Origin of the sequence: Mesorhizobium sp. M0815, from assembly GCF_040319995.1 — a bacterium.
Lineage (GTDB): Bacteria > Pseudomonadota > Alphaproteobacteria > Rhizobiales > Rhizobiaceae > Mesorhizobium.
Map to the genome: position 1 here is coordinate 1 of NZ_JAMYOU010000048.1, position 11,758 is coordinate 11,758.

The following is an 11,758-nucleotide window of genomic DNA, read 5'->3' on the forward strand; positions in this document are numbered from 1 at the left end:
GATACGACCGATGTGCTCACACCTTCCTGTCGGCGATCGCATTCGCTGCAGCCTTCATCTTCTGGATCAATGAGTCCTGACCCTAGTTGTGGAGCCTCAATAGGTTGTCCCTCTCCAGTCCGACGCGACTGATAGGCGGTTTTGATCCTAAGCTGTAACTGCCCAGGGGGCGTCTCCGGCCTTGAGGTGCTGACTTGAATGGGGTCCTATTCAACCCGCGCAGCCGGTGTACGGTCGAGTTCCAGCGCGCGTTCGGGGCAGGATCGCGCGCCTCGCGACGCAGGCAGTTCCTCCCCTTCCGCAACTTCAATGTCACCAGGCAGGATGTAACCCTCGTCATCAAGCTTGAAGATGTCCGGCGCTTGCGCCGCGCATCGCGCGTGACCCTGGCATTTGGCATTTTGGACGATGATGCGCATAGCGCTGCCTCCATTGTCTGTGCCCCGGCTCGGGGCGGGCCTAGGACCAGTCCAGGATCAAATTTTCGATCCCGAACACATGGCCGCCAGAGGTTATGGGTGCCGTACCCTTCTTGATCCTGAAAGCCGGGATGCGCGCCAGCCACTCCTCCAGGCCAATGACAATCTCCCGCCGGGCTAGGTGTGAGCCAAGGCAACGGTGGGGACCATAGCCAAACGCGGCGTGGCGGTTGTCCTCCCGCTCCAAATCGATCGTGTTGGGGCATTCGAATTCCGCCGGATCACGATTGGCAATCATCGTGGCGCAGGAAACATAGTCCCCCTTCCGGATCGGCGCGCCTTCGAAGTCGATATCTTTCGTAGCCACGCGGATCAACTGAATGGGCGGATAGGCCCGCAGCAATTCTTCGGTTGCGAGCGGGATGCGGTCCGGTTCGCTCCGCAGCAATTGCTGATCTTTGAGGTTGCGCGCGAGGTACGCCAAGTCAAAGCCTATAGCTGCTGCGACCGTGTCGAGCCCAGCGACGAAGACAAGCACGCCGATGCCGCGGACTTGGGTGTCCGTCAGCCGGCGGCCCTCGACCTGTGCCTGCACGATAAAGGTCATGAAATCGTCAACCGCCTCCTGGCGGCGCATGGCTGCAAGTTCGTCGATGAATGCCACGATCGTCCGGGCAGCCACAGGTCGTTCCTTATCGTCGCCGTGGAGCAGATCTTTCCCCCAGCCGACGAATGTATCGAGTCGGTCATCGGGCAACCCCAGAAAGCGAAGAAAGGTGCTCACCGCGAAAGGAAAGGCAAAATCCTTCATCGCGTCGCAGCTTGTGTCCGATGCGACAATTCTATCGATCAGCATGATCGCTTGCTCGCGGACAGCCGGCTCCAACACCCTCACCCGCTTTGGCGAAAGCAGCGGATTGAGCAGTGAGCGAAAGACGCCATGGGCCGGTGGATCGAGCTCAAGCGGGATCGTCGGCCAGTTTTCACCCAGTATGGAGGAGAAGATGCTGCGATGGCTGGAAAAAGTCTCTGCGTCCTGCAGCACCTTCCGCTGGTCCGCGGCACGGGTGATGACCCAGGTACCCCGGCCATCTTGCGTGTTGTAGCGGGAGTAAAAGATCGGAGGCCCGTCATGTACGCAAGCGACAGCTGCGTGTGGATCCCCGTTGGGTGTTGGTGGCATCCCTGGCGATGTAAACAGGCTGAAGTCCCTCACCATTTCGGGCGGGACATGATCTGGAACGGGGTTGGTCGCCATTTTGTTTTCTCTACATTGGCGTTCATGGCTCGATTGAGATTGCACCGCTGTTCATAAAGTCGATTTCCAGCATGGGCACGTCTCTTGTCGGGCGCCTTCTAGATTCTGTCGCCTGATACAGCCCACCTGCACCAGCGCGGATGAGATCGGTTGCGAAGTCGATCAGAAGGGGCATCTCCGCCGCGCTGCGGTCATGAAGCAAAGCCGCCGCTTATCCCCGCTAGGGTTGAGAGGTTGGTCAATCACCTCTGAGCTCCGTGACGCACTGCTGATGCCCTGCTGATCAAATTGTCGAAGCAAGTCGCGTGCCGGATAGGCGTACCCATGGCGCTGCACCAAGCAATGCCAGCCTGCACTGGGCCCGCCGCTGATGATCACCTGTCCATTATTCTTAGGACAACGTCCGACAACCGACATCCGTGGTCGGTTTGTCGAGTCCGCGACATCGGGCTGTTCGGCTTGGCTGCTGCTGCACAGCCTTCCGGTCGACGAGCGAGGAGATCGCTCGCACGGCCCGGATTGAGCAACGACGCGATCCAGCGCAAGGATCGGGTGCGGTCCGACAAGACCCGACGGCGCTTGCGCGCGATGATCGGAAATATCAACAAGGTCGAGCCGCGCTTCGGTTCGGCGCTGATGGCGTATGCGTTTTATCGCTCGCAGGCGCTGCAAGGATTTTCGGTCAGACGGCGATGCACTCGTGCGCAGCAGTCCGGCCGGCGACGAGCTTGACTGTATCGATGCGGTCAATTCCGGCGTGCACACCTAACCGTCCGTATGCGCTACGACCTCGCAGCCGCTGTCGCAACGTGGTGCCGAGTCCTATGGCGGCCGGTTCAATCCGAGGGCCTGTCGGCACTCTACACCTCCCTGTAGGTCGGACCGGGAACACGTGGCAGACTCTCGGCCAGAAACCGCCAGTCGCTGCCCTCGCGTTCGCCTTCCTTGCGCCTGCCGAAGAACTGGATGATCATCTTGCCGTCCGCGCCATAGGCTTCAATGGACGTGACGTGACCGTCCCTCGTCGGCTTGCGCACGGCCCAGACCTCGCGGATGCGATGGGTCCTAAGATGCAGATGGAAGGTCTCGTCGAGCACATTGATCCGCGGCCCGATCTGCTTGACCGACTTGATCGGGCCGGAATGGATCTGGATGCAACCACGATTGCCGACAAAGCACATGATCGGCATCTCGTCTTCGGCCGCCTGTTGGAACAGGGCGCCAACGGCATCATTGTCGAGCAGCCAGGCGTTATCCTCGTCGGCCATACGCATCGCCTGGCAGCGGCTGAGCTTCAGTGTCTTCAACATATGGTAGAACTGATGCACGTCGCTCAGCCGGCTCCAGTGCTCGCGTAGGTCGTCGACCGTGGCGGCTTGGTCTGGACTCACTGCGTTATCGCGCGCCCCGCTCGCCTCGACCGATATGATCGGATCCTGGTCGGAGGATACGAGCTCTGCCGCCAGATTCTGATAGGCGTGCAGGTTCGAGGCGGGCCTGAGATGCACTTTGTGCATCGCCTCGCCGGTGGCATCAAAGAATTGCAGGCTGCGGCGGATCTCGGCTCCCTCGCGCTTCTCGACGGCGAAGCCATACGCCCACGCTTTCGGGAAGATGCGCAGGTCGATCTCGTCGCCGAGCACCATAGCATGCTGGTTGCCGGTGACCACTTTGTCGTAAACGCCGATCTTTTGGTGCACGGCACTTTCGTTGCGGGTGAGCGCCATCACCTCGCCGACCGCTTCGAGGCCGGTCAGCAGATCATCGACGCGCGGCTCGATGCGCACCGCGCCGTGACCACAATGCGCCGCGATCAATTCGGCTTCCGAAATGCCCAATCGAGCGGCGAGATCATGCTCCCGGATTTTCGGATTGTCTTCGCACGCCCGCCGGATTTCGTCCGGCGACGGTTTCTCGCGCTGGTCCATGTCTTACCCCTGCTTCCACCTACGTGTGAGGATCAGCTGCCCTGCCGGTGAATCTTCAGCCGATAGGGCGCGCCGTAATGCTCGACCCTGATCTGCTGCTGGCCCGTGAACAAAGTGTCGCTGGACAGCGTGCGCACGTCGTCGCACCCGCGCGAAAACCGGGGGTGCTATCGGAGCGGCGAGACCCGAGTGACACGAGCAGGCACATGCCGATGGAATCACATCGAGCTGGTCGGTGGCCACCGGGCGGTGGTGAGCGATTGTGGGTGTTGTCGCAATCGGCCAATCGGTCATTCGGATGCCACAGGCGGCGCTGCTTCGCCAAACAAAGCGTGTCTGACCCAGTCCTGACATGTTGCTCCCTTGCTTCGCCCCATCGATCGCGAGGGCACCCACGACACGATTGTGGATCGGCAGTCTCTTGCCGCCTCGCCAGTGGAGCTTCAAAAACCGTGCCAATTGCGCCGAAGCAAGCTCAGAAGAAGTCTTCTGTAATGGTCATTGGTTTAATGTGAGTTCAGCCAACAACTCAGGCCCAACATCCCGCGTGGCGGACCCGACAAACCCGACAGTACGTGTCGGTTGGCCGACACCTTCGCAGCAATGGACTCACAAGAACCACAGCAGTGTCAGAGATGCCGCGCTGTGTTGAAACGTTTTTTCGCTTTGGCACGGTGCATGCAACGTGATGCGCAAGCGGGTCCCGGACTGAGGAGAATGGAGCCATGATTACGCTCACCGACAACGCTGTTGCCGCCATTAAGACTGCTCTTTCCCGCGCCAGCGAGCCGGCCGAAGGCTTTCGCATCATGGTCCAGGCCGGCGGCTGCGCCGGCTTCAAATACTTAATGGGCCTGGAGAGCGTGTCGCGCGAGGGCGACGCGATCACCGAGACAGATGGGATCAAGCTGTTCGTGGACGCGGGCTCCCAACCGCATGTCGCCGGCATGACCGTCGACTTCCTCACCGGGCTCGAATCTTCCGGCTTTGTCTTCGATAACCCCAACGCGCGCGAGAAGTGCGGCTGCGGCAAGTCCTTCAGTTGATCGCCCGAAGCGCCTGTGCGGGTCCATGAAGCGATTGCCGCCGACGGACTCATTTGCGGCAGAGGAGGCTTATATGGCCGGCACAACAGATGTCCCTGTCCTCAAGAACAAGGCAAGGTCGAAGCCGATCTTGGGACCGGCAATCGCTTCAGGTAGGATGCAAAGAACGTCGCCTCCCGAAACAGTTCGGTTCCTGGTGGCACCCAAGCTGCTGGCGCCCAAATCGCGCCGCTGCCCCAAATTCGGCTTATCGATAACGTTGTCGTGTTCGGGCGTCCTTACCTGCGGGCTGACGGCGGCGACTGCGGACTTGGCCATGTCGACGCCGATCCGGTCTACGTCAACTCTCGGGCGTCCGCGCCGGCTGCCAGTTCGGGCCCATCATCATCGACGGCATACGCCAGAGGCTCAATGAGGCGGTCGCGCGCTCGCGTCATTCCGGTCAACTGAGGATCGCACATGAAACCTGTCTACCTCGACAACAACGCAACCACACGGGTCGATCCTGAGGTCGTGCAAGCGATGTTGCCGTTCTTTAGGGATCAATTCGGCAACCCTTCGTCGGCGCACGCTCTTGGCGCCTCAGTCAGTGCGGCGGTGAGAAAGGCGCGGAGGCAGTTGCAAGCTCTGATCGGCGCGGAGTTCGACGATGAGATCACCTTCACCTCGGGTGGGACAGAAAGCGACAATGCAGCGCTTCTTTCGGCGCTCGAGGCGGCGCCCAACCGAACCGAGATCGTGACGTCCGCGGTCGAGCATCCCGCCGTGCTGACGCTCTGCGCGCATCTCGAGAAGACCCGCCGCGTCAAGGTGCACAGGATCCCGGTGGATTGCCGCGGCCGGCTCGACCTCGACGCCTATATGGCCGCCCTCACCCCACAGGTGGCAATCGTCTCGATAATGTGGGCGAACAATGAGACTGGTGTGATCTTCCCCGTGGCCAGGCTTGCCGAGTTGGCCAAGGAAGTGGGCGCCCTTTTCCATACCGATGCTGTGCAGGCGGTCGGCAAGCTTCCGATGGACCTGAAGTCGACCGCAATCGACATGCTGTCGCTCTCCGGCCACAAGCTGCACGGGCCGAAAGGGATCGGCGCGCTTTTCGTAAAACGTGGCGTCAATTTCCACTCGCTGATCAAGGGGGGCCACCAAGAACAGAACCGGCGTGCTGGCACCGAGAATACGCCCGGCATAGTCGGGCTCGGCATGGCGGCCGAACTCGCCTTGAAATTCATGGACGACGAGACCACACGGGTAAAGTCGCTCCGCGACCGTTTAGAGGGCGGGATTCTCCAGCGCATCCCAAGCACCTGTGTCACTGGTGATCCCCTGGAACGGTTGCCCAACACCGCAAACATCTCCTTCGAACATGTCGAAAGTGATGGAATTCCACTCCTCCTCAGCCGCGTGGGCATCGCGTGTTCCTCCGGCTCCGCCTGCACCTCCGGCTCTCTGGAACCGAGCCATGTCCTGAGCGCGATGAAAACGCCACACGCGGCAGTCCGCTTCTCCTTGGCGCGGGACAACGGCGAAGCGGACGTCGACCGGGTGCTCGAGGTCATGCCGGCAATCGTGGAGAAGCTGCGTGGCTTTCCCAGTTCTGGGCCGGGTAACCGAACCTCCGAAGACGGTCAATCCGGTCTATGCCTGAGCGGCAGCAGAACCGGCTACCGTTCATGACCCGTCATGTCTTTCTCAACGATACGACCTTGCGCGATGGCGAGCAGGCGCCCGGCGTCGCCTTTACCACGACGGAAAAGCTGGAGATCGCCGAGTCTCTTGCGGCGGCCGGCGTCACAGAGATCGAGATCGGCACGCCGGTCATGGGCGCCGACGAGATCGAAACAATTCGCGCCGTGGTCGCGCGGTGTCTCCCGGTTCGGCTCATGGCCTGGTGCCGGATGACGTCGCTGGATCTCGATGCAGCGATCGAGAGCGGCGTCCACGCCATCAATCTATCGCTGCCTGCGTCGGACATCCAACTTGCCGCCAAGCTCGGCCTCGATAAGGCGGGAGCGCTCCAGGTCATCGAACGTATGGTCAGGCGCGCAGCCGCCGCCGGCTTCTTCGTCGCGGTGGGCTGCGAGGACGCCTCGCGGGCCAATCGGGATCATCTCGCCCGCGTCATCGAGACGGCTGCACGCGCCGGCGCAAGCCGCGTCAGGCTAGCCGACACAGTCGGCGTTCTCGACCCGTTTTCGACCTTCGAACTTGTCGCCCAGCTCGTGCCGCAGTCTCCAATCGAGCTTGAATTTCATGCGCACAACGATCTCGGACTTGCTGCCGCCAACACGCTGGCCGCGATCCGCGCAGGCGCGCGCCATGCGTCCGTCACCGTCCTGGGGCTCGGCGAGCGTGCGGGCAATGCCGCGCTGGAAGAGGTGGCCGCCGCGATGGCGGTCCTCGACGGCGCGAATACCGGCATCGAGCTGACCGCATTGCCCGACCTCGCCGCCCAGGTGGCTTGGGCCTCCCGCCGGCAGACCGCGGCCATTAAGCCGGTCGTGGGCGCCGATGTTTTCACCCACGAATCCGGCATTCACGTCGCAGGGCTGCTGAAGGACTCGCGTACTTATCAGGGGCTCGATCCGGCTCTCGTGGGCCGCTGCCGGCGTATCGTCATTGGCAAGCATTCCGGCGCCACTGCGATTGCCCATGTGCTGAGCGAAAGCGGTCGCGATCTCGACCCGGATCTGGCAGCCGCGATGGTGGCCCGCGTCCGGCGCGAGGCGGCCGAGACCAAATCGACCGTCACTGCAACTCAACTGGTCGAGCTCTACGATGAAATGTGCAGCGAGGCATCCCTCGCGGAGCTGTGCGGGTCCAGGTCAGCCGTGCGCGAGCCCACCGACACCACAGTTTTCCGACCAGGGAGAATGCAATGAATTGTTCCGCTGACAGCCGCCCCATCGATGTCACCGACATCCTCGCACGACTGAAGCGCCTGTCGGCTGCGGAGGAGTTCTTCGCAGTCCTTGGCGTCTCCTATGATCCGAAGGTGCTGAATGTCTCGCGGCTCCATATCATGAAGCGCGTGGGCCAATACCTTGCCGAAGAAGATTTCTCCGGTCTGCCCGACCAGGTGATTGCCGCGCGGGTGCGCGCGACGCTCGAACGCGCTTACGAGGACTTCGCGGTTTCCTCGCCGCTCACCCATCGGGTCTTCAAGGTGCTCAAAGACCACGATCCGAACAAACCTGCCACGCCGGGCCGCACCTTTGTCCCGTTCGACTCCGTACTGAAGCGGTTCGGACAGGAATGACCGCGACACGGGTTGCGACGCGACAATGTCGAGAAGCCGACAAATCCGGTCATCACCACGGCGCCCTCAGAAGCAACCAAGCGAAGTTCTAGGAATTGGGGGCAGCGCAAAACAGTTGGCACGAATGATGCAACCCAAGGAGATGAACCGCCAAGCCCGCATCCGGACTGGAGCCTGGAGAAACCGCCAATGCACATCGTAATCTGCATCAAGCAGGTGCCGGACTCGGCACAGATAAGGGTCCATCCGGTGACGAACACGATCATGCGCCAGGGTGTTCCGACCATCATCAACCCTTACGACCTGTTCGCCCTCGAAGAAGCCCTCAGACTGCGCGACGCCTATGGTGGCGAAGTCACCGTGCTCACTATGGGTCCGCCCATGGCAGAGGACGCGCTGCGCAAGGCGCTCGGTTACGGCGCCGACCGAGCGGTGCTCTTGACCGACCGCTATTTTGCCGGCTCCGACACGCTGGCGACCTCGTTCGCCCTTTCCCAGGCAATCGCGAAGGTTGGCGAGACGTTCGGCACGCCAGACCTCGTCTTCACCGGCAAGCAGACGATCGATGGCGACACCGCCCAGGTCGGGCCCGGCATCGCCAAGCGCCTCGGACTCCTGCAGCTGACCTATGTCGCGAAGATCGCCTCTATTGACCTTGCTGCGCGCGAAATCAAGGTTGAGCGCCGCTCCGAAGGCGGCACACAGATGCTGAAGAGCAGGCTCCCTTGCCTGATCACCATGCTGGAAGGCACAAACGAGATCCGCCGGGGCTCGATCCAGGACGCCCTGTGCGCCGCGCGCAGCCAGGTCTTGAAATGGAGTGCGGCCGACGCCGGCATTGAGGATCTCACCAAATGCGGCCTGCGCGGTTCACCGACGGTGGTCAAGCGCGTTTTCGCGCCTCCTGCGCGAGCGGAAAAGGCGGCAAAAATCGACACCGCCGAGATGGCCTTGCGCGATGTCGCTGACGAACTCATCACGGCAATTTTCACCCGCCAGCCGGCATTGGAACATGAGCTCGCCTTCAACGGCGGCGCGTGAGAGGGCAAGGAGCAGACGATGTCGACCGCGAACCGAGAAACCCCTCGCCCTGCCGCCGGCCGTGCCGGCATAAAGAAGGAGCTGCCCGCGCATTTCAAGGACTACCGGCACGTTTGGGTTTTCATCGAGCTCGAACGCGGCCAGGTCCATCCCGTATCATTCGAACTGCTCGGCGAAGGCCGCAAGTTAGCAGACAAGCTTCAGGTCCAGCTTGCGGGCGTCGTGCTTGGACCGCCGGGAGAGGCCATCGGGAACGCCGTTGCCGAAGCGTTCGCTTATGGCGCCGACCTTGTCTACATCGTCGAGGCGCCGCTGCTCGCCGACTATCGGAACGAGCCATTCACCAAGGCGATGACGGATCTGGTCGATGCCCACAAACCCGAGATCCTTCTTCTCGGCGCCACCACACTCGGCAGGGATCTTGCCGGGTCCGTGGCGACGACCTTGCAGACAGGGCTCACGGCCGACTGCACCGAACTTGATGTGGATAACGACGGATCGCTCGCCGCCACCCGTCCGACTTTCGGCGGTTCCTTGTTGTGCACGATCTATACGCTCAATTTCCGCCCCCAGATGGCGACAGTGCGACCGAGGGTCATGCCCATGCCGCAGCGGGCGGATAAACCGGTCGGGCGTGTCATCCGGCACAAGCTCTCGGTAGCCGAGGACGAGATCGTTACCAAAATCCTCGGCTTCCTGCCGGATAGTCAGTCGGCAAAGGCAAATCTTGCCTATGCCGACGTCGTGGTTGCGGGAGGCCTCGGTCTAGGCGCGGCGGAGAACCTGCAGCTTGTGAAGAATCTCGCGCGAGCAATCGGCGCCGAGCACGGCTGTTCGCGCCCGTTGGTCCAGAAGGGCTGGATGCCAGCTGATCGGCAGATCGGCCAAACTGGCAAGACCATCCGGCCGAAGCTTTACATAGCGGCCGGGATTTCCGGCGCCGTCCAGCATCGGGTTGGCGTCGAGGGGGCGGATCTCATCGTGGCCATCAACACCGACCCGAACGCGCCGATTTTCGATTTCGCTCACCTCGGGATCGTCACCGACGCGATCCGCTTCCTGCCCGCACTGACGGAAGCCTTCACCCGGCGGCTGTCGCCCCACAGTCGCGACAAGCTTGCGAGCTAAGGGATGGACATGATTGAGGAACAATTCGACGCCATTGTTATTGGGGCCGGCATGTCCGGAAACGCAGCTGCTTACACCATGGCCAGCCACGGCCTGAAGGTGCTGCAGTTGGAGCGGGGTGAATATCCGGGCTCCAAGAATGTCCAGGGTGCCATCATGTACGCGAACATGCTGGAGAAGATCATCCCGGATTTCCGGGACGATGCGCCTCTCGAGCGGCATTTGGTTGAACAGCGGCTTTGGGTGATGGACGACACATCCCATACCGGGATTCACTATCGGTCGGACGACTTCAATGAGGCGAAGCCCAACCGCTACACGATCATCCGTGCCCAGTTCGATAAATGGTTTTCGCGTAAGGTGCGCGAGGCCGGCGCGACGGTTCTGTGCGAGACGACCGTGACGGAACTCATCCGTGACGCCAAGGACAGGGTGATCGGCGTCCGCACAGACCGGGCCGGCGGAGCCATCTACGCGGACGTGGTCGTCCTCGCAGAAGGCGTATGCGGACTGCTTGGCACGCGGGCCGGCCTGCGCGAGATGCCGAAGCCGCAAACCGTGGCGCTCGCCGTCAAGGAAATGCATTTCCTGCCCGAAGAGGTCATTGAGCAGCGGTTCGGCCTCAAAGGCGATGAAGGCTGCGTGATCGAGGCGGTGGGCACGACCTCCCGCAGCATGGCCGGGCTCGGCTTCCTCTACACCAACAAGGAGTCGATCTCACTGGGCATTGGCTGCCTCGTCTCCGATTTCGCCGCGATGGTCGAGAGCCCTTACGTCCTCCTCGACGCCTTAAAAACCCATCCTTCGATCCGGCCGCTGATCGCCGGCTCGGAAGTGAAAGAATATTCCGCGCATCTCATTCCCGAAGGCGGCTACAAGGCTATTCCGCAGCTCTTTGGCGACGGCTGGGTCGTGGTCGGCGATGCCGCGCAACTGAACAACGCCATTCACCGCGAGGGTTCGAACCTCGCCATGACCTCCGGCCGCATCGCGGCTGAGGCAATCATCGAGGTCAAGAGCCGCAACGGTCCTATGACCAAACGGAATCTCGCCCTTTACAAAGCCATGCTGGACAAGTCCTTCGTGGTCAAGGACCTAAGGAAATACAAAGACATGCCGGCCTTGCTCCACACCAATTCCTGCAATTACTTCACGGCTTATCCGCGGTTGATGTCGCAAGCCGCGCAGAACTTCATGCGTGTCGACGGCACGTCGAAGATCGAGAAGGAAAAGGCGACCACGGCGGCCTTCATCAAGGCGCGCTCGCGCTGGGGGCTGGTCAGCGACGCGGTCCGCCTTGCATTGGCGTGGCGCTGAGGGGAGACGAAATGACGATCCCAGTGACGAAGTCACGTGTCGAGGACAAGCTTTACCAGAACCGCTACTTGGTGGATTCCGGCCGTCCGCATATCAAAGTGCGACCGCACGAGAGGCCAAGCGCGAACCTGCTCGCGCTGACCCACGTCTGCCCCGCGAAATGTTATGAGTTGAACGACAAAGGTCAAGTGGAGATCACTGCCGACGGCTGCATGGAGTGCGGCACCTGCCGGATTTTGTGTGAGACCAGTGGCGAGATCGAGTGGAACTATCCACGCGGCGGTTTCGGAGTCCTCTTCAAATTCGGATGACCGACGCACGCACCGTATCAACAGGGTCAATCTTGGTACACCTGAGGTCGG

The 11,758-nt window shown here is 61.6% G+C and carries 13 protein-coding genes; 9 read left to right on the plus strand and 4 right to left on the minus strand.

All coding sequences use genetic code 11. The features are described from left to right. Positions 1–206: 206 nt before the first annotated feature. The gene (locus tag NKI01_RS29135) at positions 207–419 is read right to left on the minus strand and encodes a ferredoxin (RefSeq protein WP_352918435.1); all 213 of its coding nucleotides are present in this window, start codon (positions 417–419) and stop codon (positions 207–209) included. 40 nt (positions 420–459) lie between these two features. After that, the gene (locus NKI01_RS29140; RefSeq protein ID WP_352965581.1) at positions 460–1,677 is read right to left on the minus strand and encodes a cytochrome P450; all 1,218 of its coding nucleotides are present in this window, start codon (positions 1,675–1,677) and stop codon (positions 460–462) included. Between the two features lie 324 nt (positions 1,678–2,001). Between NKI01_RS29140 and NKI01_RS29145 the strand changes: the two genes are divergently transcribed. Then, on the plus strand, positions 2,002–2,409 hold the full coding sequence (locus tag NKI01_RS29145; protein ID WP_352965584.1) for a hypothetical protein: 408 nt from the start codon (positions 2,002–2,004) through the stop codon (positions 2,407–2,409). Positions 2,410–2,537: 128 nt separating this feature from the next. Here the strand turns inward: NKI01_RS29145 and NKI01_RS29150 are convergent, their stop codons facing one another. Further along, a complete protein-coding gene (locus NKI01_RS29150) occupies positions 2,538–3,605 on the minus strand; it encodes a hemin-degrading factor (protein ID WP_352965586.1) in 1,068 nt (355 codons plus the stop codon). A gap of 32 nt (positions 3,606–3,637) precedes the next feature. Then, the gene (hemP, locus tag NKI01_RS29155) at positions 3,638–3,742 is read right to left on the minus strand and encodes a hemin uptake protein HemP (protein ID WP_023678236.1); all 105 of its coding nucleotides are present in this window, start codon (positions 3,740–3,742) and stop codon (positions 3,638–3,640) included. Between the two features lie 588 nt (positions 3,743–4,330). On the opposite strand from hemP, the gene NKI01_RS29160 reads away from it, so the two are divergent. The 8 genes from NKI01_RS29160 to NKI01_RS29195 all read left to right on the plus strand — a co-directional run bounded on the left by NKI01_RS29160 (position 4,331) and on the right by NKI01_RS29195 (position 11,707). Next, entirely contained in the window at positions 4,331–4,651 is a 321-nt protein-coding gene (locus tag NKI01_RS29160; RefSeq protein WP_023678237.1) for a HesB/IscA family protein, read from the plus strand. 459 nt (positions 4,652–5,110) lie between these two features. Next, on the plus strand, positions 5,111–6,328 hold the full coding sequence (nifS, locus tag NKI01_RS29165) for a cysteine desulfurase NifS (protein ID WP_352965588.1): 1,218 nt from the start codon (positions 5,111–5,113) through the stop codon (positions 6,326–6,328). Further along, positions 6,325–7,533, plus strand: a complete 1,209-nt coding sequence (gene nifV, locus NKI01_RS29170; RefSeq protein WP_352965590.1) for a homocitrate synthase — start codon at positions 6,325–6,327, stop codon at positions 7,531–7,533. Before nifS ends, nifV begins: the two co-directional genes overlap by 4 nt. Beyond that, positions 7,530–7,910 carry a nitrogenase stabilizing/protective protein NifW gene (nifW, locus tag NKI01_RS29175; RefSeq protein ID WP_352503026.1) on the plus strand — a complete coding sequence of 127 codons (381 nt, stop codon included), beginning with the start codon at positions 7,530–7,532 and terminating at the stop codon, positions 7,908–7,910. Before nifV ends, nifW begins: the two co-directional genes overlap by 4 nt. Positions 7,911–8,099: 189 nt before the next feature. Further along, positions 8,100–8,951 carry an electron transfer flavoprotein subunit beta/FixA family protein gene (locus NKI01_RS29180; RefSeq protein ID WP_352466656.1) on the plus strand — a complete coding sequence of 284 codons (852 nt, stop codon included), beginning with the start codon at positions 8,100–8,102 and terminating at the stop codon, positions 8,949–8,951. A gap of 18 nt (positions 8,952–8,969) precedes the next feature. Then, positions 8,970–10,079 carry an electron transfer flavoprotein subunit alpha/FixB family protein gene (locus tag NKI01_RS29185; RefSeq protein WP_352965592.1) on the plus strand — a complete coding sequence of 370 codons (1,110 nt, stop codon included), beginning with the start codon at positions 8,970–8,972 and terminating at the stop codon, positions 10,077–10,079. 9 nt (positions 10,080–10,088) lie between these two features. Further along, on the plus strand, positions 10,089–11,396 hold the full coding sequence (locus NKI01_RS29190; protein ID WP_352965607.1) for an FAD-binding protein: 1,308 nt from the start codon (positions 10,089–10,091) through the stop codon (positions 11,394–11,396). Positions 11,397–11,407: 11 nt separating this feature from the next. Then, positions 11,408–11,707: a ferredoxin family protein gene (locus NKI01_RS29195; RefSeq protein WP_352457020.1), complete on the plus strand. Its 300-nt coding sequence runs from the start codon at positions 11,408–11,410 to the stop codon at positions 11,705–11,707. The last annotated feature ends 51 nt before the right edge of the window (positions 11,708–11,758 follow it).